The organism is Leifsonia sp. 10L418 (assembly GCF_056395445.1).
The window spans coordinates 23,820-46,357 of record NZ_JBFTJN010000013.1 but is presented as its reverse complement, the minus strand read 5'-3'; the positions used below and the strand labels follow the sequence as shown (position 1 = coordinate 46,357).

Sequence of the window (22,538 nt, the reverse complement as noted above, 5' to 3'; positions counted from 1 at the left end):
GTTTCGGCGGCCATAGCGAGAGGGAAACGCCCGGTCACATTCCGAACCCGGAAGCTAAGACTCTCAGCGCCGATGGTACTGCAGGGGGGACCCTGTGGGAGAGTAGGACACCGCCGGACTTAACTTAGCAACACCAAGAAAGCCACCCCCCGGGGTGGCTTTCTTGCGTTAACCACCCGGCGCGAAAACGGGACTCGCCGGCGGTAAACGGCCGCGGTCAGAGGCCCGGCCGAAGCCGTGTAGGCTTATGACATATCAACTATGTGCTGTTTCGGTGGCCATAGCGAGTGGGAAACGCCCGGTCACATTCCGAACCCGGAAGCTAAGACACTCAGCGCCGATGGTACTGCAGGGGGGACCCTGTGGGAGAGTAGGACACCGCCGGACTAACATTGTGAGAAAGCCGCCCCTCGGGGCGGCTTTCTTGCTTTAACCGGTGGGTGTGCAGAGCTGTTGCTCCGGGCATCCGTTTCTTCTCTTCCGGTGGGGTGGCTCACTGCGTAGGGTGAGCCTGAGGAGGCTGCAGCAGCCGGCCGGAGGAGGCATCCCAATGGACCACGTCACGTCGACAGACGGAACCCGCATCGCGTTCGACCGCACGGGGAACGGCCCGGCAATCGTGATGGTTGTCGGGGCATTCTGTACCCGTCTCACGACGAAAACGCTGTCCTACGTCTTGGCGCCTCACTACACGATCTTCGAGTACGACCGACGTGGGCGCGGGGACAGCGGTGATGCACCCAGCTATGCGGTGGAGCGCGAGTATGAGGACCTGGCCGCAGTCATCGCCGAAGCAGGAGGGTCGGCCTTCGTCTACGGTCACTCCTCCGGCGCCGCGCTGGCCCTCGGGGCTGCGGCGCAAGGCGTGCCGATGAGGAAGATCGCCGTGTACGAACCTCCGTTCTTTCCGGGGCAGGAATCTCCCGGAGCCTTTACAGAGGAGGTGCGCGAGCTGCTGGCTGCCGGTGACCGCGAAGAGGCGGCGTTACGCTTCATCGTCAACACCGGTGCGCCGCGGGAGGCTGCCGAACAGATCAGGAACGCGCCATTCTGGCCGGACATGTTGGCCATTGCCCACACTCTTCCCTCTGACTTGACGCTGAGTGATCTCGGCGCCGTCGACCTGAACTGGACCGCGGGCATCCCGGAGCCGATTCTCGCCCTGTTCGGCGGCGCGAGTGCCGGCTGGGCCTCGAACGCAGCCCGGCTGATTGCGGAGACGGCCCCGGATGCGCGCGCGAGCGTTGTCGAGGGACAAGCGCACGGAGTATCAGACGAGGCGCTCGCGCCCGTGCTGAGAGATTTCTTCGTCTGAAACGGCGCAAATGACACCTGTCGGTTAACGACAGGACACCTCGTGCTGCGAGAATTTTTGGTATGAACGCCCTCCGCCCCGAGCCCACCACATTGATGGGTCAATTCATCTCGCTCGAACCGCTGACCCCGGAACTGCTGCCCGATCTGCATCGTGCGATCGCGCAGCCAGCCGTCTTCGCCGGCGGGTTCGGTGGCGGCCCTGCCGGACTCCACGTGGATCGGGATGACTTCATTGCGTGGGCGGGACGCTATTACCCGTGGGCGGGACTCCCGTTCGCGGTTCGCGTGACCGGAGGCGCACACGATGGCGAAGTGGTCGGGGCGACGGGGCTCGGCGACCTTGATCTGTATAACGAATCGGCCCAGCTCGGCTGGAGTGCCTATGACCCGCGGGTTTGGGGAACTGCGGTGAATGCGGAGGCCAAACTGATGCTGCTCAGTCTGGCGTTCGACCACGGATTCGGTCGCGTCATGATCCAGGCGGATGCGGTGAACGAGCGTTCCCGCGCGGCGATCGTCGGCATCGGTGCAACTTTCGAGGGCGTGCTGCGACGCAACCGGCAACGACCAGACGGAAGCTGGCGGGACAGCGCCATCCACTCAGTCGTCGGTGACGACTGGCCGCGGGTACGCGCCGGCTTGCTGGCCCGGCTTGACCGGTTCGACGGACAGCCGGTCGCCTACCGCACCCGGGAGTTGGCGCACTCGCTGCCCTGATTCGAGCCATTCTTCGGCACATTCCAGACAGATGGCCGCCGCTCGATCCTTGGGCCGAGTGAGCCACGATACTGTCGGATGATGAGTGAGATTCCAGTGCGACGCACGAGCACCATCACCCTTCAGTTTCTCGGCATGGGGCTCATCTGGGGTTCCAGCTTTCTTTTCATGAAGGTTGCGCTCGAGGGTGTCTCGTTCGGCCAGGTCGCCTGGTCCCGGCTGATCCTCGGCGGGCTGACGCTGGGGCTGATCGTGCTCGCCACCCGGCCTCGAGTGAATGGCGGGCCGGTGCTCCCCAGAGAGCCGGTCGTCTGGCTGCACTTCGTGCTGATCGCAATCACCGGTTGCGTCATTCCGCACCTGCTCTTCGCGTGGGCCGAGCAATACGTGTCATCGAGCCTCGCCAGCATCTACAACGCGGTGACCCCGATCACGACGGCGGTGCTCGCGACTCTCGCCTTTCGGGTCGAAAAGCTCGGTCGCAGCCAAATCATCGGCGTCTTCGTGGGCATCATGGGAGTGTTCGTGATCATCGCGCCCTGGCAGTACTCCTCACTCACCGGTGACTTCTGGGGCCAGCTCGCCTGCCTCGGGGCTGCCATCTCGTATGGAATCACCTTTGGGTACACCCGTAAGTATTTGAGCGGCCGCCCGATCGCCGGTTCCACCTTCGCCTTTCTGAACATCGGCCTGGCCGGCGCGATCATGCTCCTGCTCACTCCGGTGTTGGCACTCAGCCCAGTCAGCCTCACCTGGCCGATCGTGCTCGGTCTGCTGGCGCTCGGGGCGCTCGGTACCGGAATCGCCTACATCTGGAACATCAACGTGCTGCGCGCCTGGGGTCCGACCAACGCATCGACGGTCACCTATGTCACACCAGTCGTCGGGGTAGTGCTCGGGGTGCTCGTGCTCTCCGAACGATTCTCCTGGCATGAACCGCTCGGCGCCGGTCTCGTGCTGGTCGGCATCCTGCTCACCCAGAAACGACTGGGATTTGCTGCGCGAGGCACGGCGTCCGACCTCGCCAGGGCGCGCTAGTGTCGAGGAATGGCACAGGACGAGCATGAAGCGTTGGAACAACTGACAAGCATCAGGCAGAGCATTGACAATATCGATGCAGCTCTCATTCACCTGCTTGCTGAGCGGTTCAAGTTCACTCAACAGGTTGGCCGACTGAAAGCGGCTCATGGGCTTCCTCCGACGGATCCCGATCGCGAACGTCGGCAGACGCAACGCCTGCGCACCCTGGCCGAGGGGGCACACCTCGATCCCGCCTTTGCCGAGAAATGGTTCAACTTCGTCGTCGCCGAAGTGATTCAGCACCACGAGGAAATCGCGGGTGGCGCGGCTACCGGCAACGCCAGCACCGGCGACGTCACCAAGGGCAACAACACCAGCGCGCGACCCGCTCCGGCAACGGATGCGACCCCGCACCCGACCCCGCACCCAGGCGTGCACCCGGTGCCGCATCCGTCGCCGTCACGACCGACCTCGTGACCTGGAACCCGACCGCGCTTCCCTCCGCATCGGGTCAGACCTTCGTTGTGACCGGCGCCAATGCGGGGCTCGGCTATTTCACGTGCGAACAGCTCGCACGAACCGGCGCCCAGGTCGTGCTGGCCTGCCGCAATCCGGTGCGGGCGGATGCCGCCGTCGCTGCCATCCGCCGGCGGGTGCCCGGCGCCGCCGTGTCGAACCTGTCGATCGATGTGTCAGATCTTGCCTCGGTGCGTTCAGCCGTGGAAGCGCTGCAGGAGTTGCCGCGGATCGACGGATTGATTCTGAACGCGGGAATCGTGCATCCTCCGCGCCACCGCGAGGTCAGCGTCGACGGCAACGAACTCGTCTTCGCCACCAATTTTCTCGGCCACTTCGCACTCACCGCGGCGCTGCTGCCGCGTCTGGTGGAGACGCCCGGCAGCCGTGTGATCGCGCTCGGCTCCATGATCAGCCGGCTGATGGACTCTTCGCTCGACGACCTGCAGCTGGCCGATCGCTACAATCCGTGGACGGCGTATGCGCAGTCGAAGATTGCCATGCAGGTCTTCGGGTTCGAACTCGACCGCAGGCTTCGCGCCGCCGGTCAGGGCGGGGCAGCGGGCGTGCAAGCGCTGGTCGCGCACCCCGGCTACTCGATCTCGGGACGCACGCCCGGCATCCGTGGGGTCAACGAGCCCGGCCGTGCGAAACGATTCGTTGACAACCTGCAGGCGCCGATCACCCAGGGGAAGGATCGCGGCGCGTGGCCCATTGTGCGTGCGGTGCTCGACCCGACCGCGGTCGGCGGCCAGTACTACGGGCCGCGCTTCATGACGAAGGGGCAGCCGAGTCTGCAACAGCCCACGCGCACCTCTCGTGACCGGGAGGTTGCCGCCCGATTGTTCGCGCGTGCGGAGGATTTCGCGGGCGTCGCATACCCGGTCTAGCTACTCGCTCAGGTTGTCGCTCAGAATCTCGAGCACCGACGACCGGGTGGTGCGCGCGCGTTCACCGAGACGAACCGCGACCACCTCGACGAGCGACTCCAGCAGGATGACGTGCGGGACACGCGAGGTGTGTTCCAGCTCGTGCCGGAACGAACCGTGCGCCGGAGCGACGACGAGCGCCACATCAGCCAGGCTGACAAGTGGCGACGCCGCGAACGAGGTCACCACGATCAGCGCTGCACCCGTCTGCTGCACCGAGCGAGCAGCCTTCAAGCTGGACTCGTTGGCGCCGCTGCCGCTGATGATGAGAGCGGCATCCGTGGCACCGAGCTGGCGCGCAGCGATCTGTTGGCCGATCGAATCAGCGACAAACTCGGTCGGACGACCGACAGCGGTGAGACGCATCGCGAGGTCGGATGCGAGCGGCGACGACAATCCATTGGCCAACGCCAAGAGCCGGGTCGCGCCGGTCAGCGTGACGACGGCCTGCTCAACCGCGGTTTCGGTGAGCGCACTGGCAATCTGGGACAGCGACGCGGCGAGGGTGTCGATGTCCGAGCGGATGCGGCCGAGCGCCGATTCACCATAATCTTCGGTCCGACCACCGAACTGGGCGAGCTGCCGCGTCAGGGCGACGCGCAGCTGCGGGTAGCCGCGATAGCCCAGGCTCTGGCAAGTGCGGATGACTGTCGAGCGCGCAACACTGGCGCGATCGGCCAGCTCCTGCGCGGTGAGCTCGAGCACGCCTTCCGCATCGTCGACGATGAGTTCGACGACTCTTCGTTCGCTCGGGTTCAGCGAGTTCAACACCGTTGCGATGCGAGTCGTCACGGATGCGTCGGGGTTACCGGTCCAGCTCACGAATTTTTGCCCCTTCGGTGATGCGTCGGCGAATCGCGCCCGACACCGCGTCGAGCGCCATGGTCACGACCACGACGACGAGGAGCAGAACGCCGACCGTCGACCATTCTCGATACTGAGTGTACGAGGTGAGCATGTCGCCGATGCCGCCGACACCGATCAATCCGAGAACGGCCGATGACCGCACGTTGATCTCGAATCGGTAGAGCCAGAACGAGATGAATTCGGGGGTGACCGACGGCCAGACACCCCAGCGAATGACTTGCGAGGTCGATCCGCCTGCTGCCCGCACCGCTTCGATCGGCCCGGGGTCGGCCCCTTCGATTGACTCGTAGCCCCATTTGCCCAGCGTGCCGATGCTGTTCACCGCCAGCGCGAGCGCCCCGGTGAGCGGTGTCAGCCCGGTGACCGAGAGGATGATGATGGCGATGATGATCTCGGGGACCGCGCGGATGACGGCGAAGAGCACCCGCAGGATCCATCGGGTCGGAGCCGGGGCGAAACCCCGAGCGGAGAGGAAGCTGAGCGGCAGGGAGATCACCAGACCGATGACGGTGCCCACCCAGGCCATTTCGACGGAACGCCAGGTTTGGTACAGGGCTTCGCCGAGCTTGTCCCAGTTGGGGTTGGAGAACATCAGCCAGAGATAGCGCACGACATCGGCCGGCAAGCTCGACAGTCTGCTCCAATTGATATCGATCGACCAGAACGCGACAACGACGATCAGAGTCACGATCACGGTCGCAGCCAACCGCCCCCAGCGCGCCGGCTTGGCCGGCAGGGTCAGCGCGTGGTGCAACTCCGGAGTGGGCAGAGGCGCCGCAGGGCGCGTGGGGGTGAGGAGACTCATACGAGCCTCCGTCGGATGGCGTCGCTGACGGTGTCGATGACAAGAACCACGATGAGGATCTCCAGGATGATCAGCGAGAGCTGGTCGTAGCGGTAGAAGGTGCGTACGGCATCGATGAGCAAGCCGAGGCCGCCGGCGCCGACGAGACCGAGCACCGTCGAGGCGCGCACGTTGAGTTCGAGCACGTACAGGGTCTGATTGATGAACGCGGGCATCGCATCCGTCAGCGCAATGGCGCGATTGATCTGCAGCTGGGTGCCGCCGGCCGCACGACCGGCCTCCAGCGGTCCGGCATCGTTGGCCTCGATCGCCTCGGACACCATCTTCACGATGATGCCGACGTTGAACAGCACGAGGGCGATGATTCCGGGCAGCGCCCCGACACCGACCATGGCCACCAAAATGGATGCATAGAGCAGGTCAGGGATCGAGCGCACGGCGTTCAGGAGCGTGCGCAGCGCACCCCGGGTCCACCGGTTCGGGTTTGTCAGCCGGGCGGCCCAGAGGCTGAGCGGCAGCGAGATGACCGCACCGATGAACGTGGCGATGACCGCCATCTGCAGCGTCTCGACGAGTGGCGGAATGGTGCGGGGGAAGAAGGACCAGTCGGGCTGCAACAGCTCGACGATCTTGCCTGCACCGTTTTGCCAGTTGCGCACGATGGCGTCAAAACTGAAGGCGATGCCCCATTGCGGGCTGAGCGTGATTGTCGTGATGACGAGAACGACGGCAAGCGCAAGCCACGGCTTCCAGCGTCCGCGTGGCTTCGGAGGCAGTTCGAGCGTGCTCACGCGCCGAGCACATCCTCGTTCTGGATGGAGCGACCGTAAATCTCCTCGAAGACCGCGTCGCTCGCAGTGGCCGCCGGTCCGTCATAGACGACTTCGCCCGCGCGCAGGCCGATCAGACGCGTGCCGTACTGCCTGGCCAGGTCGAGCAAGTGCAGGTTGGTCAACACCGTGATGCCGAGTTCCTGGTTGATCTGCCGCAGGTCGCGCATCACGCCGTGAGCGGTGGGCGGGTCGAGACTGGCGACCGGTTCGTCGGCCAGCACAAGCTTCGGCTGCTGAGACAGCGCCCGTGCAATCGCCACACGCTGCTGTTGCCCGCCGGAGAGTGAGGATGCCCGGTCGTAGGCCTTCGCCAGGATCTCAACGCGGTTGAGCGCCTCGTAGGCGATCTGTTTGTCGGCTGCCGTGTACAGCCCGAGCAGGGTGCGCCAGGTCGACGTGTGAGCGAGGCGGCCGACCAAGACATTATTGAGCACGCTCGTGCGCCTCGCCAGGTTGAAGCTTTGAAAGATCATGCCGATCTCGCCGCGCAACTGGCGCAGTTCCCGGCCGCGCGCGGACTGAAGCTGGTGTCCGCCGACCTCGAGCGTGCCTGAGGTGATCGGAACGAGGCCGTTGATCGTACGAATCAGGCTGCTCTTGCCGGAACCGGAGAGCCCGACCACCGACACCATCTCTCCTGCGTTGATGTCGAGCGAGACCTTGTTGAGCGCGATGACGCCGTTGGGGTAGCGCACGGTGACGTCCCGCATCCGGATCGACCAGGGTGCGGCTCCGTCTGACGCTGGTGACGACGGCACGGAGGCGCGAGGCGAGGCGGGTGAGGCGTGTGCTGATGCGCGTGCTGAATCCGCCGGCGCGGCGGCCGGGGCGTGTGCCCCGGCCGCCGCAGTGGTGTGTTGCTGAGTCATGGATTACTGCAGACCCAGCTTCGTGGCGGCATCCGCGACAACGCTCAGCGAGTCGGGGTCGGCCGGTGCGAGCTTGGTGATCGAGTAGATCGAGGTGAGCACCTTCGAGCCCTCCTCGGTGGCGGAGTAGTCGGCGAGAGCGTTGGTGATCTTCTTCTGCAGGGCGGGCGAGAGGTCCTTCGTCACGGCGACGCCGTCATTCGGGATTTCGGTGCTGAGTGCGAAGACGACGACCTTCTGGCCGACATCCGGGGTGTCCTTCATTACGATGTCGCGGGCATCCCAGAAGCTGAAGCCGACCTCGGCGTCGCCGTTGTAGACGGCGAGTACCGAGGCGTCGTTGGCGGTGACGGGAATCTGCTGGATGTCGGTGTCGGTGTCGAGCCCGGCGTTCTTCAGGGCGAGCATCGGGTAGATGTAGCCGGCGGGCGAGCCCGGGCCGAGAACGGCAACCTTCGCGCCGGCGATCTTCGTGATCGAGTCGAGGCCGGCCGGGCCCGCGAGGGCATCCGCGCCGTTGCAGTAGAGCTTGCCGTCACGTTCGACGGGGGTGTCATCGCAGTACTTGTCGGGGTTGTTGGTCATGAACTGAGCGGGGTAGGTGATGTTTCCGTTGCGCTCGGTCTGCAGAACGACGGATGCGCCGTAGCGGTCGCTGGCCTGCCACAGCTGCAGCGACGGCAGGAAGCCGATCTGGGCCTGGCCGGCGCCCATGGCTTCGACGGCGGCCTGGTAGTCCTTCGACACGACGCCGGTGACGGGCATACCGAGTGCCTCGGTCAGCATGTCGGTGAGGGGGGCGGCGGTGTCGACGAGTCCGGCCTGGTCCTGCGACGGGACGAGGGCGAGGGTCAGCGAGGTGGGGTCGGCGGCGGCTTCGGGCGTCGCCGCCGAGTCGGTGGTCGTTGCCGAACAGCCGGCCAGGGTGACCACGGCGAACGACGCCAGCGCGACGAGTGAGAGGGCTTTCTTGGTGAACACGTGTCTACCTTTGTTTGGGGTGAGGAACAGGTGGAAGTGGTGGAGCGGGTGATGCGGGTGGGGCGTGGAGCGGGTAGTGAGGGTCGTGCGGGTGATGCGGGTTCGTGCGGGAGTGAAGTTGGTGGTTAGGGCGCTGCGACGGCGGGAACGACGGCCGGAGCGGTGAGCCAGGCGCAAAGCGCGGGGTACAGCTCCGGGAGCTGCTCGGCCTGAAATGTCGGTGTCGCGTCGGGGGCGGGACTGTCGCCGACTAGGGCAGTACTCGCGCCGCGACGGTGGGCGGGCGCCAGATCGTTCAGCCAGACGTCGCCAATGCTGAGCAGCGCGTGAGCGGGTGACACGCGGCGCTCGCTCGCGGTGGATGGGCCTGCCCCGACCCGGTCGAGCCAGGTATCGAGGATCGCGTCGAGCCCGCCCGGTTTGCCGACCGAGGGATGGATGGCGTCGAAGGCGCCGGCCAGCCCGAGGGCGTCCAGTGCCTCGTTGAGGCGGATGTCCGGGGCATTGGTCGCGAGCACCAGGTGCGCATGCTCGCGGGCCTTGGCAAGAAAGTCCGCCAGGCCGAGGGGGGCGATGACGGGTGCCGCATCCGTGGCCAGCTCGAACCGGCTCTGCAGATAGGCGGCGTCGCGATCGGCCGCCGTGACGGGAAACTGCAGCGACAGGAGCCGAACGAGGTCGTACCCGTCGATCGGCGGGGTGCCGTTGACGGTCTGGGCGGTGCCGATGAAATCTGCCCGCGCTTCAGTGACGAGGATGCCAGAGGGCCGCGCCAAGCCGCCATCGACGGCGGCGAGGAAGGCGTGCGCCTCGTCAATCGGCAGTCCTTGCGCGATGTACCGTGCATACGAACGAACCGGTCCGAGCCCGAGGGATACCGTCCCATCAAAGTCGAAAACCAGTACTCGATCGCGAAGTGTCACGCTCATCCTTTCGGTGTGGCCACGCAGCTCGTGGACGCAATGTCCACCGTAGACACGCTCTATGGACGAAATCACTATCTTTTGGTTACGGGCGGGTGAACAATTCCGTGAACGGGAGGCGTACCTGGCGCTTCGATGCCAGAGGAATGGCGGGTCGACCCGGCGTCTCCCGCGCGACCGGCGACCGCGGAGTCGGCCGTTGATCGTCGGCTGCCTAACATGGTCAGGTGATGTTCGAGCAGATTGTGCAGGATGCGCGGGTCGGACGGTTCGCAGCGTGGGGCTGGTCGACGGTCGTCGACGAGAACATCGGCGTGCCGGTCATCGAGCGTGCCGAGTTCGATCGGCTGCATGCCGCCGCGGGCGTGGACGCTCGCTGGCCGATCGGCAACGCGGGTCTGATTCACGTTTACGGCTATCTGCTGTCGCGGGTTGAAACGCCGTATGGGCTCAAGCGTGAGCGGTGGGAAGGCGGCCACTTGGCGCGCGCCTTCGGCCTGCCTGCGCAGGCGTTCCTGCTGGCGGATGCGGCCGCCGCCGGAGAGACCGTGCTGCAACGCGTGACCGACGCGGTGATGCCGCATCTGGAGAATCCGGCCCCGGAGAGTGGCGACATCCTGGTCTTCGACGACCGAGTGGCCACCGGGCGCGGGCCGTCATTCCGGACGGTCGTCGTGCACCGTGTGTTCGACGCGGCGCACCCTGTTCCCGCGGCACTTCTCTATGGCGTGCACGACGGTGAACGGATGCGGGCGATCACGACGTTCCCGCTGGCATCCGTTTCGCCGGAGTCACTCGCTGCTCTCGAGCAGGATCAGCCGCGGATGCGCTACAACGCGGCACTGCCGCTGCCGGCGCCCGACGCGCTGTCGGCGCCCGACCCGCTGCCGGCGCGCTCGCCGCTCAGCCGCGCCTAGCCGGCCCACACCTGCGACCGATGCCGACGAAGCTGGCGCGTGCGCTCGAACTGTCGGCTGCCTGCCGAGGCACGCGACGGTTTGAGCGCACGCGCGAGTATCGGCGGTGGCGATGAGTCGCCTAGAAACGCGGAGGCGGGTCGGTGTCACTCGCCGGGACGCCACCCGGCGTCAAGGAGGGCGCGGCGAATTCGCTCGGCGGTTGCGTGTGAGGCGCTCCCGAGGTGCGTCTTGTTCACCTTGATCACACGCCAGCCCTCCGCCATGAGTGCATCGAGTCGATCGATGTCGCGGTGGAATTGCACCTCGTCGTCGCGATGGTGCCCGCCGTCGTATTCGATCAGAATTTTGTACTGCCGATAGACCAGATCGCCATAAGCCAGAAACTCGCCGAATCGGTTCGTCAGGGCCGGGTTCACCTCCGGTTCGGGAAGTCCGGCCCGCACAATGAGCAGTCGAGTCTGAGTCTCTCGAGCCGAATCGGTGCGAGGGCGCACCAATGTGAGCGCCTCTCGAAGCCGTCGGGCTCCAGAGTGGCCCGTGTGACGCGTGACTGCCGCTGCGAGTTCCTCCATGGTGGCCAGCGGCTTGTGCCGACGAACGAGCGCATCGCCCAACATCACCAGTTCATCGAGGGTGAGCACGGCCGACAGCTGAGTCCAGACATCGATGGCGGATGAGACGGGGAGCTGATCGACGAGGATCACGTGCGCGTGCTCGGCCGGTATCAAATGCCCTCGCACGCCACGCCCTTTCCTGCGACGAGTTCGCAGATTCGTGCCCACGTCCACGTCGGTCTGCTCGAGGAGGCGGAGCGGCAGCGGTAGTCCGTGGAGGAGCGCGGCAGTGACATGACTGAAGAACTGGCCGGTCGGCATCCGCACCGCGTACTCGCGAGCGCGTTGCCGGGATTCGTCGCGCAGACGGAGCCACCGGGGCGACCTGCTCTCGCCGGGGGCATCGGCAACGGATCGGATGGCGGGTGCGGATGCCGTGGAAGGGACTCCGGAGATCGCGTCGACGCAATCGTTCGGCGCTGACACCCCGCATCTGAGCGAGTGCCACATCGAAAGGAACACCGTGGAGCTCGAGGGGGAGCTTTGTCGGCTTGCTCATCGCACGATGGTGGCGCGTGCCCTGCGCTCCCGCTCGGGTTATCCACACCCTTCCCATCCAGGGAAGCCTGTGCGCTCAAATCGTCGCCTGGCCGACGAGGCAAGCGACGTATTGGGCGCACGCGCGGTTGCTCGAGGGCTGCCCGATCGCGACCGTCGTCACGGCTGCGCTCAAACTGTCGGCGCCACGGAAGAGGAAGCGACGACTTGGGCGTACGCGCGAGAAAGCGCGAAGGCGAGCCCGGCCGAGGCCGAGCCCGCCTTCAGCGAGTTGCGCGAGTGTGCACGCGGAGGCGTTAGCCCCCGACGACCGGCCCGAAGTGCGCCGGCAGCGTGCCGCGGTGACGGGCCTGCAGCTCGTCGAGCGAGACGGTGAACTGGTCCTGAATCTCGATGCCGGGAGCCGTGGCATCCGTCACGCCGATGCGCAGCACCGGGTAGTTGCGGCCTTCGCAGAGTCCGAGGAACTTCACGTCGTCTTCGCGCGGAACCGAGACGATCACGCGACCGGTCGATTCCGAGAAGAGGGCGACGGATGCGTCGATCCCGTCGCGCTCGCAGATGTCACCGATCCAGACGCGGGCGCCGACACCGAAACGCAGCACGGCTTCGGCCAGGGCCTGAGCGAGCCCGCCCTCGCTGAGGTCGTGAGCGCTGTCGACGAGCGAACCCTGCGATGCGGCGTGCAGCAGACCGGCGAGGTCGGCCTCACGGCCGAGGTCGACAGCCGGCGGACGGCCACCGAGGTGGTCGTGCACGACGCCGGCCCAGGCCGAACCATCGAGTTCAACTGACGTGGTGCCCAGCAGGTAGATGTTGTGTCCGTCGTCCTGCCAGCCGCTCGGAACGCGGCGGGCGACGTCGTCGATCACGCCGAGCACGGCGATGACCGGCGTCGGGTGGATCGGCACATCGCCGGTCTGGTTGTAGAACGACACGTTGCCGCCGGTGACCGGGATCTCCAGCTCGAGACATCCGTCGGAGAGACCCTCAACGGTCTGCACGAACTGCCACATGACCTCGGGGTTCTCGGGAGAGCCGAAGTTCAGGCAGTCGCTGATGCCGACCGGCACCGCGCCGGTCGTGGCCACGTTGCGGTAGGCCTCGGCCAGGGCCAGCTGGGCGCCCTGGTACGGGTCGAGCTGGCAGTAGCGTCCGTTGGCGTCGGTGGCCACGGCGAAGCCGAGACCTGACTCCTCGTCGATGCGGATCATGCCGCCATCATCGGGGAACGACAGCGCCGTGTTGCCGAGCACGTACTTGTCGTACTGGTTGGTGATCCAGCTCGGGTCGGCCAGGTTCGGCGAGCCGAGCAGGTCGAGGAACTGCGTGCGCAGGGTCTCGGCGTCGAGGGCGCGCGGCAAAACGGATGCCGTGTCAGCCTGCAGCGCGTCGAGCCAGGTCGGGTAGGCCACGGGACGCTCGTAGACCGGGCCATCGACGGCGACGGTGCGCGGGTCGACGTTGACGATCTCTTCGCCGTGCCAGTTGATGATCAGGCGACCGGAGTCGGTGACCTCACCGAGCACGCTGGTTTCGACATCCCACTTGCTCGTGACGGCGAGGAATCCCTCGAGCTTCGACGGCTCGACGATCGCCATCATGCGCTCCTGGCTCTCCGACATCAGAATCTCTTCTGCGGTGAGGTTGGGGTCGCGCAGCAGCACCTTCTCGAGCTCGATGAACATGCCACCGTCGCCGTTGGAGGCCAGCTCGCTCGTGGCGCAGGAGATGCCAGCGGCACCGAGGTCTTGGATGCCCTCGACGAGCTTCTCGCGGTAGAGCTCGAGGCAGCACTCGATGAGCACCTTCTCGGCGAACGGGTCGCCGACCTGCACGGCCGGACGCTTGGTCGGGCCGCCCTCGCTGAAGGTGTCAGAAGCCAGAATGGATGCGCCGCCGATGCCGTCGCCGCCGGTGCGGGCACCGAAGAGAACGACCTTGTTGCCGGGGCCGGTGGCGTTGGCGAGGTGCAGGTCTTCGTGGCGGAGCACGCCGACCGAGAGCGCGTTGACGAGCGGGTTGGCCTGGTACACGGAGTCGAAGACTGTCTCGCCACCGATATTCGGCAGGCCGAGGCAGTTGCCGTAGGCGGAGATGCCGGCGACGACGCCGTGCACGACGCGAGCGGTGTCGGGATCGTCGATGGCACCGAAGCGGAGGGCATCCATCACGGCGACCGGGCGGGCGCCCATCGAGATGATGTCGCGCACGATTCCGCCGACGCCGGTTGCGGCGCCCTGGAACGGCTCAATGTAGGAGGGGTGGTTGTGGCTTTCGATCTTGAAGGTGACGGCCCAGCCCTCACCGACGTCGATGACGCCGGCGTTCTCGCCCATGCCGACCATGAGGTTCTTCTTCATGGCGGGGGAGACCTTCTCACCGAACTGGCGCAGGTACATCTTCGAGCTCTTGTAGGAGCAGTGCTCGCTCCACATCACCGAGTACATGGCCAGCTCGCCCGACGTGGGGCGGCGGCCGAGGATCTCGCGGATCTTGGCGTACTCATCGGGCTTGAGGCCGAGCGCGTCGTACGGCTGCTCTTTCTCCGGCGTGGCGATGGCGTTGGTGACGGTGTCAGGGACACCACGGACGGAGGGATTGGAAACAACGGTCACGAGTGGCGAACTCCTCAGAGAAATCGGGTGCCTGACGCGTTCAAGTGTACCCGGCTGGCATGCCTGCTTTGGAGGGGCGGTGCACGGTGGGAAATGAGTCGCGTCGTCTGGGATTCACCTGCCGGTAACCCTTTCGAGGGGCGGCGTTAGGCGCGCCTGCTTAGCGTGGGGACACGAACACAGCATTCGTATTCTCGCCCTCGTAGCTCGAAAGGCCCTTCATGAAACTCAGCATCAAGACCCTGATCGCCGCCGGTGCGGTGACTCTGCTCGCCGCCGGTCTCAGCGCCTGTTCCGCGACTCCGACGACCGGTACGGCGGATGGTGCAACTGACGACGCCAGCGCCGTCAGCTTCGCCGTCGACGAGAACACCCTCGTCTTCGGAGTCGTCCCCGACTCGGTCGACACCGAGACCAACTACCAGCCGCTGATGGACTACATCGCCAAGAAGACCGGCAAGACCGTCGAGTACCACGAGTCCACCGACTACGCCGCGCTGATCGAAGCGTCGATCGCCGGCAAGATCGACGTCGCCTCCTTCTCGGGCTTCACCTACGTCACCGCCAAGAACAACGGCGCGAAGATCACGCCGGTCTCGTCGATCGTCACCGAAGAGGGCCAGGAGCCCGGCTACTTCTCGCAGGCCATCGTGCCGGTCGGCAGCGACATCAAGACCATCGCCGACATGAAGGGCAAGAAGGTCTGCTTCGTTGACCCGTCGTCGACCTCCGGCTACCTGTTCCCGAGCTACAACCTGCTGCAGGCGGGCGTTGACCCTGAGAAGGATGTCACCCCCGTCTTCGCCGGCAAGCACGACGTCAGCGTTCAGAAGGTCGGCGAAGGCAAGGAGTGCGACGCCGGATTCGCCGAGGACAGCGAGGTCGCCAAGAGCGACAAGGTGACCGTCATCGACGAGACGATGGTTCCCGGCGCACCGGTTGTCGTCTCTGACACCCTTCCCGCCGACTTGAAGGCACAGCTGACCGAGATCCTCGCGCAGGTCAGCATCGACCAGATCATCGCTGCCGGCATCGACAGCGCCGACTCGGATGCCTTCCGCAGCGTCTTCTTCGAGACCCAGCCGGTCGACGACGCCTACTACGACACCATCCGCGACATCTGCGAGAAGACCAACGCCACCCAGTGCCAGGGCTAACCCCCTTCTCTCGCTGACCCGCTGAATCGACTCCATCCGAATTGAGACTCACCATGAACAGCACCCCGATCATCGCCGTGGCCGACGTCACGAAGACCTTTGGCCACACCGTTGCACTTGACGGGGTATCGCTCCAGGTGAATCCCGGCGAGATCGTGGTGCTGCTCGGATTGTCGGGATCGGGTAAGTCGACCCTGCTCCGGCACCTCGACGGACTCGAGGTTCCGACCAGCGGAACCGTCACCGTGCTCGGCGAGGAGGTGTCGTCGCTGTCCGGGCGACGCCTCCGCGCCCTGCGCGGTCAGGTCGGCTTCGTCTTTCAGCAGTTCGAACTGGTCGGCTCGCTGACCGTGCTCGAAAATGTGCTGACCGGCGCGCTCGGCACCCTGCGCGGGCCACGCCTCGGACTGTGGAGCTACCCGCGCGCACACAAGCTCACGGCGCTCGGTCATCTCGACCGGGTCGGCCTGCTTGCTCGCGCCTACCAGCGCGCTGACACCCTTTCCGGCGGTCAGCAACAACGGGTGGCCATCGCCCGCGCACTCATGCAAGACCCCAAGATTCTGCTCGCCGACGAACCCGTCGCCTCACTCGACCCCGAGTCGAGCGATGCGGTGATGGCACTCATCCGTCAGATCGCCACCGACCAGAACCTCACCGTTGTCTGCAGCCTGCACCAGGTGGATCTCGCGCTTTCATGGGGAGACCGTATCGTCGGCCTCCGACATGGGCAGGTCGTGCTCGATACGCCGACCCACGGGCTGTCGAAGAGCGAAGTGATGGAGATCTACGGCCGCGTCGCCACCACGACCACCGAGCTCGAAGCGATTCAAACCGAGCTCGGCATCACCGAGGACCTGACAGAACCGAGCGGCGAACTCGCCGGCGACCTCACCGCTGATCTGACCGGTGGCCGCACCCCGAGCGAGCTGTCGATCCGATGACCGCGCTGGCCCCCGCGCGCTTCGGCGCATCGGACCCGACCGGGCTGCTCGCCCGAGCGCCGCGCCGCCGGGTATCGCCCGAGCGCATCGCCGCAGGGCTGACCATCGTCGCGCTGCTCGTCGCCTCCGCCGTCTCGCTGGCCGGAATCGACATCTCGATTCCGAAGATGCTGGAGAGCGCCGCCAACGCCAGCCGCTTCTTCGCCCGCGTCGGAACGATCAGCTTTCCCGAACCCGCCGAACTGCTCTACCTCACCGCCTTGACCGTCGGCCTCGTGCTCACCGGCACCCTCCTCGCAGCAGCCGTGTCGGTTCCGATCGCCTGGATCTCGGCCTCGAACACCACGCCCGGCCCGGTCTGGCGAGTGGCGGGCCGCTTCTTCGGGGTGCTCACCCGCGCCGTTCCGGACGTCGTGTTCGCGATGGTCTTCGTGCTGATGTTCTCACTCGGTTCGCTGCCCGGCATCCTGGCCATCGGCATCCACTCGATCGGCATGATCTCGAAGATGTTCGCCGACGCGATCGAGCAGATCGACGAGGGCCCCCGTCTGGCGATCCGCGCGGCCGGCGGCACCCGGTTCCAAGAATTCTTCTCCGGCGTGCTGCCGCAGGTGTTGCCGTCGTGGGTGGCGACGGTGCTGCACCGCAACGACATCAACCTACGCGGCTCGGTCATCCTCGGCTATGTCGGGGTGGTCGGCCTCGGCATGGAAATGTCACACGCCTTCAAATCTCTGAACTACTCGCTCGGCCTCGGCATCGCCCTGGTCATCTTCGGCCTGTGCGTGCTGATGGAGATCATCTCCAGTGTGCTGCGCACCGCCATGCTCGGCAGAGCACCGACCGGGCGCGGGCTCGGCGACCGGATGCTGCGCGCGGCATCCCGGCGTCGGCAGGCAGCCGCGGGTTCGGCCACGCGGGCCCGTTCCGGATCGTCGTCTGCCGACACTGTTCAGCTGCACGCCCAGAGAACGGCCCCCGCGCCCGCGCCCCAGGGTCCGGACGCCCTCACCGCTGCCCTTCACCGTCCGTGGGATGCTGCACGCATCCGCAACACCGCCTGGGGCTGGATCGCGCTCGCCGTAGTCGTTGGCGGGGTGCTGATCTGCAACATCCAGTGGGGCGACCTGCTCACCGTCTGGGGCTACATCCCGCAGATCGCCGCGTCATTCTGGCCGCCGAGCTTCGGCAATTACGGGGCGGCCACCCTGTTCGCCGCCATGGGCCAGACCATCGCGATCGCCCTGGCCGCGACACTGCTCACCCTCGTTTTCTCACTGCTGATCGGCTCATTGGCGGCCCGCAACGTCGCCCCGAACGGCGCGGTGCACGCATCGATGCGGCTGCTACTGGTGATCATCCGCGGCATCCCGGAGATCATCCTCGCCATTGTGCTCATCGTCGTGACCGGGCTCGGCACCCAGGCCGGCACCATCGCGCTCGCCTTCGGCGGGGTGGGGCTGCTCGGCAAACTCATCGCCGACTCATTCGAAGAAGTGAAACCGGGGCCGGAGCGGGCGCTGCGAGCGACCGGGGCAAGTCGTAGCCAGGTCTACGCCGCTGCCACCGTGCCGCAGGGCATGAAAGCATTGATCGGGCACGGCTTCTACATGCTCGACACCAACATTCGCGCGGCGACGATCCTCGGAATCGTCGGCGGTGGCGGCGTCGGTTACTACTTGCTGAACGCCGGGCAGGGGTCGAAGTACGACCTCGTCACGGCTATCGTGCTGATGATTCTGGTCACCGTTCTGGTTGTCGAAGGGCTTGCAATGTGGATGCGCCGGGTATTCCGATGAGCGGGACCGCGGTGAATTCATCGCAGTTCGATGTGGCCGTCGTGGGCTCGGGAATCGTCGGCCTCGGCCACGCGCTCGCAGCGGTGCGCCGCGGGCTCCGCGTCGTCGTGATCGACCGCTCGGCCGAGATCACCGGCGCCTCGGTGCGTAATTTCGGCCATCTCTGCTTCACCCCGCAGGCCGGCCAGGCGCGCGAGTTCGCGCTCGCCTCCCGCGAGATCTGGCTGAGCGTGGCGACCGATGCCGGCATCTGGCTGCGCGAATCAGGCACGTTCGTGATCGCCCGGCACGACGACGAGATGCAGGTTTTGAGCGGCTTGGCGGAGTCGCGCGGCGCGGCCGCACGCACCGGAACCCTCGGCCCAGAATTGCCCGGCCCAGAGTTGCCCGGTGCCGACGTGCTCGGCTCCGCCGTGCCTGTGCCCGGCTCCGCGGTGCCAGGCGACCGGGCGGAGGTCGAACTCCTCACCGCGGCCGAAACCGAAGCGCGCATGCCCGTCGCACCCGGCAGCGCGGTCGGCGGAGCCTTTCTGCCGTACGACCTGCAGGCTGATCCGCGCCAGGCCGCCGGCGCGCTGGCGGCCTACCTCGCGCGCCGGGGCGTCGAATTTCGCTATCGCACGGCGGTCACCGCCGTGAGTTCGGGCCGGGTCGAGACGACGCGCGGCACGATCACCGCCGGGACCGTCTTCGTGGCGGTCAACCACGACATCGACCAGCTGTATCCCGAGATCGCCACCGATCACGGCATCCGTCGGTGCGGCCTCGACATGCTCCGCGTCGCCGCCGACCTGAGAATGCCGCTCGTCGCACCCCTGCTGACCGGCTGGTCGCTGGTGCGTTACGGAGCGTTCAACGCCACCCCGGCGGCCGCCGTGCTGCGGGAACGACTCGACCGGGAGTATCCCGAGCTGGCCGCCCTCGACCTCAACCAGATGTACACGCAGCTGCCCGACGGCTCGCTGATCGTGGGGGACACCCACTACCGGGGCGACGCGATCACGCCCTTCCAGAGCGAGCACGCGTTCGATGCGCTGCTGCGTCTCGCCGCCGAGCTGTTCGGTGTGGGGCGTCCGCGGGTGCTCGAACGCTGGCAGGGCGTGTACGCGTCGGCACCCAGTGAATTTCTGATCGAGCAACCCGAGCCGGGCGTGCACCTCGTCGCCGCGACCACCGGCATCGGCATGACCTGCGGCCTCGGCCTCGCCGAGCAGGTGAGCGCCCGCGCGCTTGACTCCACGCTTTCTTCACCCCGATCCACACTCTGAAAGGCACATGATGAGCACGTTTGACGGAATCGTTCCCGCAACCGACCAGGCCGGCGAGGCCGACGCGACCAACTCGGTCGCCCACCCCGAGAAGGCCAAGCGAGACAGTGGAGTTGCGCGTACCGGCGCTCTCGAGGTTGACGCTGTCGACATCGAAGCGCTCGTGCTCGAGGCGTTTGAGGCCAGCATCGACGACGAAGCCGACGAAGAAGGCGGAGTCACGGTTGAGGTCGAACTCGTCGTCTTCGACATGGCCGGCACCACCGTGCGCGACGATGGATTGGTCGAACGGGCATTCGTGCTCGCAGCGGATCGCACCGGCATAACGTCGAGCCCCGAACAGCGCGAAGAAGCGATCGACTATGTGCGTGAGACCATGGGGCAGTCGAAGATCGAGGTGTTTCGCGCATTGACCGGCGACGAGGATGCCGCGGTGCGCGCCAACGAAGCGTTTGAGCTCGCGTATTCCGAGCTGGTCGCATCCGTCGGGGTCGAAGCCATTCCCGGCGCCGCTGAGGTGATGCGGGAACTGCGCGAAGGCGGCGTCAAGGTGGCGCTGACGACCGGATTCTCCCGGGTCACCCTCGACGCCCTGCTCGACGCCCTCGGCTGGCACGATATCGCCGACGTGACCCTGGCGCCGTCGGATGCCGGGCGCGGCCGCCCGTTCCCGGACATGCCGCTGACCGCACTGCTCCGCACCGGAACGACGAACGTTGGCGCCATGGTCGTCATCGGCGACACCGCGAGCGACATGCTCTCGGGTGTCAACGCCGGCGCCGGCCTCGTGGTCGGCGTGCTGAGCGGTGCACACGACGAGGATGCGCTCGAGGAAGCGGGAGCGGATGCCGTGATCACGAGCGTCGCCGACCTGCCCGACCTGCTCGGGCTGCGCTAACCCGTCGCAGCCAGCTCCGTTGGTCGAGGAGCGTGCGAGCGCTAGCGAGCCCGTGTCTCGAGCGATGTACTGAGCCTGTCGAAGTGGCCCAGCGAGCCGACGTCCGGACGCAACCACGGCCCAGAGATCGGGTCACGAGGTTTCGAGACGTGTGCTCGCAAGCTCGCGCACTCCTCAACCAGCGAAGATTCAACACAAGAACCGAGGAACAAGATGCACCAGTCAACACTCACGGGCCGCAGCGTCGACGTTCTGCTGCGCCCATCTCCGCACGCGATGGTCTGGTCGGGGGTCGGCCAGCCGCACGATCAGCTTGCGGTTCCCGGAGTGTCGCTGGCCCCCGGCGATGTGCTCGTGGAAATTGAGTTGGCCACGGTGTGCGGCTCCGACCTGCACACGGTGCATGGGGATCGCGGGGCGGCGACCCCGCTGGTACTCGGCCATGAGCAGATCGGCCGCGTCGTCGCACTCGGCGAGAACGCACGCACCGCGGCGGGGCTCCCCGTGGCGCTCGGCGACCGAATCATCTGGACGGTCACCGTCAGCTGCGGCGTCTGCGACCGGTGCCGTACCGGCCTGACGCAGAAATGCCGCACGCTCGCCAAGTATGGGCACGACCGGGTGCACCGCGGCTGGGAGCTGAGCGGCGGATTCGCCACCCACGTCCACGTGCTCGCCGGATCGCCGATCGTGATCGTCGACGAGGCGCTTCCGGCCGAGGTCGCGGCGCCGGCCTCCTGCGCGACGGCGACCGTGGCGGCGGCGCTTGCCGCGGCATCCGCTCTCGTGCCGGTGGCGGGCGCCACCGTTCTGGTGTCGGGCGCCGGGATGCTGGGGCTCACGGCGTGCGCGATGGCGACGGATGCGGGCGCGACCGTCATCGTCACCGATCCCGATCCGGAACGTCGCCGCCGCGCCCTCGCGTTCGGTGCGGCGGCGGTGGCCGACCCGCTCGCGAGGCCGGCCTCACCCAGCTCGCTGGCCGCCGTGCTCGGCGGGGTGCTGGTCGGAGGCGAAATTTCCATCGCACTGGAGATGTCGGGCGCGCCGGCGGCGGTGCGCACGGCGATTGACACGGTCGGCATCGGAGGCGTCGTCATCCTGGTCGGAAGCGTCTCGCCGGGCCCGAGCATTGCGCTCGACCCGGAATCGATCGTGCGCCGGCTCGTCACGATCCGGGGCGTGCACAACTACACCGCCGTCGATCTCGAGCGGGCCGTGGCCTATTTGGCGGGCGCGTGGCGGCGCCATCCGTTTGCCGGGCTGGTCGGCGAACGCTTCGCATTGCATGACCTGGATGCCGCGCTCGCTCACGCGTCGACGGGCAAAGACGTGCGGGTGGGAATCGATCCGAGGCGGCCGGACGCAGCCGGGAATCCAGCCGAATAACCGAATCACGGCCAATCACAACGGGGGAGTGGGCCGGAACCAGGGGGAATCGCAATCGGGCACACCGAAACGGGGGGGCATACAGAAACGGCCGGGCGTTGCCGCCCGGCCGTTCGTGTTGGTCGGTAGATCAGTCGATCGGTTACTTCCAGCCGCCGGGAGGGCCGACGATCAGGAATGCGCTCATGATCACGACGATGCCGACGACGAACAGGGTGACAAGCGTCTTCGGGTGGTTCAAGAACCAGCGCAGCAGCTTGGACACCCAGGTGTGGTCGCGCGGGTGATCGGTGGCCGTCGTGCGCCAGATGCCTTCGAGCTTGCGGTTGCGGTCGAGCCAGATGTCGAACGGAATCGTGGCGTAGGGCACGATCGCGGTGAACACGGCGAAGACGATGAGCTTGACGCTCCAGCGCTGGTTGACACCGACGAGCACGGCGGTCAAGGCATACGTGATGAAGACGAAACCGTGGATCGATCCGGCGATGAGCACCGGAAGGCCGCCCATGTTGCCGACATATTTGAGCAGCATGCCCGTGATGAGCAGTGTCCAGGTCACCGCCTCAGCGATAGCGACGGTGCGGTAGAACAAGCGTGGAGACACGGGGGCATCACTCCAGAAATGGGCAAGACGGGGGAGGGGGACTCTCAATACT

The 22,538-nt window shown here is 66.5% G+C and carries 20 protein-coding genes, 2 rRNA genes and 1 pseudogene; 14 read left to right on the top strand and 9 right to left on the bottom strand.

What is annotated here, in order from left to right; all coding sequences use genetic code 11:
• Window positions 1-2 precede the first annotated feature (2 nt).
• The 7 genes and pseudogenes from rrf (AC1DCF_RS19015) to AC1DCF_RS18985 all read left to right on the top strand — a co-directional run bounded on the left by rrf (AC1DCF_RS19015) (window position 3) and on the right by AC1DCF_RS18985 (window position 4,460).
• Window positions 3-119 (top strand): 5S ribosomal RNA (gene rrf / locus AC1DCF_RS19015).
• A 151-nt stretch (window positions 120-270) separates the two neighbouring features.
• Window positions 271-387: ribosomal RNA gene (gene rrf / locus AC1DCF_RS19010) — 5S ribosomal RNA — on the top strand.
• Window positions 388-550: 163 nt separating this feature from the next.
• Window positions 551-1,315: an alpha/beta fold hydrolase gene (locus AC1DCF_RS19005; RefSeq protein WP_477212342.1), complete on the top strand. Its 765-nt coding sequence runs from the start codon at window positions 551-553 to the stop codon at window positions 1,313-1,315.
• 62 nt (window positions 1,316-1,377) lie between these two features.
• Entirely contained in the window at window positions 1,378-2,034 is a 657-nt protein-coding gene (locus AC1DCF_RS19000; protein ID WP_477212341.1) for a GNAT family N-acetyltransferase, read from the top strand.
• An 81-nt stretch (window positions 2,035-2,115) separates the two neighbouring features.
• Window positions 2,116-3,072 (top strand): DMT family transporter, encoded by a 957-nt coding sequence (locus AC1DCF_RS18995; protein WP_477212340.1) that lies wholly within the window; start codon window positions 2,116-2,118, stop codon window positions 3,070-3,072.
• 9 nt (window positions 3,073-3,081) lie between these two features.
• A pseudogene (locus AC1DCF_RS18990) lies at window positions 3,082-3,375 on the top strand (chorismate mutase); the annotation flags it as partial.
• A 152-nt stretch (window positions 3,376-3,527) separates the two neighbouring features.
• Window positions 3,528-4,460: an SDR family NAD(P)-dependent oxidoreductase gene (locus AC1DCF_RS18985; RefSeq protein WP_477212339.1), complete on the top strand. Its 933-nt coding sequence runs from the start codon at window positions 3,528-3,530 to the stop codon at window positions 4,458-4,460.
• Here AC1DCF_RS18985 and AC1DCF_RS18980 read toward each other — a convergent pair whose 3' ends face one another.
• The 6 genes from AC1DCF_RS18980 to AC1DCF_RS18955 all read right to left on the bottom strand — a co-directional run bounded on the left by AC1DCF_RS18980 (window position 4,461) and on the right by AC1DCF_RS18955 (window position 9,777).
• A complete protein-coding gene (locus AC1DCF_RS18980; protein WP_477212338.1) occupies window positions 4,461-5,321 on the bottom strand; it encodes a MurR/RpiR family transcriptional regulator in 861 nt (286 codons plus the stop codon).
• Window positions 5,305-6,171 carry a phosphonate ABC transporter, permease protein PhnE gene (gene phnE / locus AC1DCF_RS18975; protein ID WP_477212337.1) on the bottom strand — a complete coding sequence of 289 codons (867 nt, stop codon included), beginning with the start codon at window positions 6,169-6,171 and terminating at the stop codon, window positions 5,305-5,307. Before phnE (AC1DCF_RS18975) ends, AC1DCF_RS18980 begins: the two co-directional genes overlap by 17 nt.
• Complete coding sequence (phnE, locus tag AC1DCF_RS18970) at window positions 6,168-6,962, bottom strand: phosphonate ABC transporter, permease protein PhnE (protein ID WP_477212336.1); 795 nt, start codon at window positions 6,960-6,962, stop codon at window positions 6,168-6,170. The genes phnE (AC1DCF_RS18975) and phnE (AC1DCF_RS18970) overlap by 4 nt, the downstream gene beginning before the upstream one ends.
• A complete protein-coding gene (gene phnC / locus AC1DCF_RS18965; RefSeq protein ID WP_477212343.1) occupies window positions 6,959-7,714 on the bottom strand; it encodes a phosphonate ABC transporter ATP-binding protein in 756 nt (251 codons plus the stop codon). The genes phnE (AC1DCF_RS18970) and phnC (AC1DCF_RS18965) overlap by 4 nt, the downstream gene beginning before the upstream one ends.
• Window positions 7,715-7,876: 162 nt before the next feature.
• Entirely contained in the window at window positions 7,877-8,854 is a 978-nt protein-coding gene (phnD, locus tag AC1DCF_RS18960) for a phosphate/phosphite/phosphonate ABC transporter substrate-binding protein (protein ID WP_477212335.1), read from the bottom strand.
• Between the two features lie 125 nt (window positions 8,855-8,979).
• Window positions 8,980-9,777: an HAD family hydrolase gene (locus AC1DCF_RS18955; protein ID WP_477212334.1), complete on the bottom strand. Its 798-nt coding sequence runs from the start codon at window positions 9,775-9,777 to the stop codon at window positions 8,980-8,982.
• A gap of 227 nt (window positions 9,778-10,004) precedes the next feature.
• Here AC1DCF_RS18955 and AC1DCF_RS18950 point away from each other — a divergent pair, with 227 nt between their 5' ends.
• The gene (locus tag AC1DCF_RS18950) at window positions 10,005-10,694 is read left to right on the top strand and encodes an amino acid deaminase (RefSeq protein ID WP_477212333.1); all 690 of its coding nucleotides are present in this window, start codon (window positions 10,005-10,007) and stop codon (window positions 10,692-10,694) included.
• 146 nt (window positions 10,695-10,840) lie between these two features.
• Here AC1DCF_RS18950 and AC1DCF_RS18945 read toward each other — a convergent pair whose 3' ends face one another.
• The gene (locus AC1DCF_RS18945) at window positions 10,841-11,737 is read right to left on the bottom strand and encodes a DUF559 domain-containing protein (RefSeq protein ID WP_477212332.1); all 897 of its coding nucleotides are present in this window, start codon (window positions 11,735-11,737) and stop codon (window positions 10,841-10,843) included.
• A gap of 368 nt (window positions 11,738-12,105) precedes the next feature.
• Window positions 12,106-14,427 (bottom strand): phosphoribosylformylglycinamidine synthase subunit PurL, encoded by a 2,322-nt coding sequence (gene purL, locus AC1DCF_RS18940; RefSeq protein ID WP_477212331.1) that lies wholly within the window; start codon window positions 14,425-14,427, stop codon window positions 12,106-12,108.
• 221 nt (window positions 14,428-14,648) lie between these two features.
• Here purL and AC1DCF_RS18935 point away from each other — a divergent pair, with 221 nt between their 5' ends.
• From AC1DCF_RS18935 to AC1DCF_RS18910, 6 genes are all read left to right on the top strand, one after another.
• A complete protein-coding gene (locus AC1DCF_RS18935) occupies window positions 14,649-15,584 on the top strand; it encodes a phosphate/phosphite/phosphonate ABC transporter substrate-binding protein (RefSeq protein ID WP_477212330.1) in 936 nt (311 codons plus the stop codon).
• Window positions 15,585-15,637: 53 nt separating this feature from the next.
• Window positions 15,638-16,528, top strand: a complete 891-nt coding sequence (gene phnC / locus AC1DCF_RS18930; RefSeq protein ID WP_477212329.1) for a phosphonate ABC transporter ATP-binding protein — start codon at window positions 15,638-15,640, stop codon at window positions 16,526-16,528.
• Window positions 16,525-18,327, top strand: a complete 1,803-nt coding sequence (locus AC1DCF_RS18925; RefSeq protein ID WP_477212328.1) for a PhnE/PtxC family ABC transporter permease — start codon at window positions 16,525-16,527, stop codon at window positions 18,325-18,327. Before phnC (AC1DCF_RS18930) ends, AC1DCF_RS18925 begins: the two co-directional genes overlap by 4 nt.
• Entirely contained in the window at window positions 18,324-19,595 is a 1,272-nt protein-coding gene (locus tag AC1DCF_RS18920) for an FAD-dependent oxidoreductase (protein WP_477212327.1), read from the top strand. Before AC1DCF_RS18925 ends, AC1DCF_RS18920 begins: the two co-directional genes overlap by 4 nt.
• Before the next feature lie 7 nt (window positions 19,596-19,602).
• Entirely contained in the window at window positions 19,603-20,493 is an 891-nt protein-coding gene (locus AC1DCF_RS18915; protein ID WP_477212326.1) for a phosphonatase-like hydrolase, read from the top strand.
• 213 nt (window positions 20,494-20,706) lie between these two features.
• Window positions 20,707-21,882, top strand: coding sequence for a zinc-binding dehydrogenase (locus AC1DCF_RS18910; protein WP_477212325.1), 1,176 nt, complete (start codon window positions 20,707-20,709; stop codon window positions 21,880-21,882).
• A 142-nt stretch (window positions 21,883-22,024) separates the two neighbouring features.
• Here AC1DCF_RS18910 and AC1DCF_RS18905 read toward each other — a convergent pair whose 3' ends face one another.
• Entirely contained in the window at window positions 22,025-22,486 is a 462-nt protein-coding gene (locus AC1DCF_RS18905; protein ID WP_477212324.1) for a DUF3817 domain-containing protein, read from the bottom strand.
• Window positions 22,487-22,538: the final 52 nt, after the last annotated feature.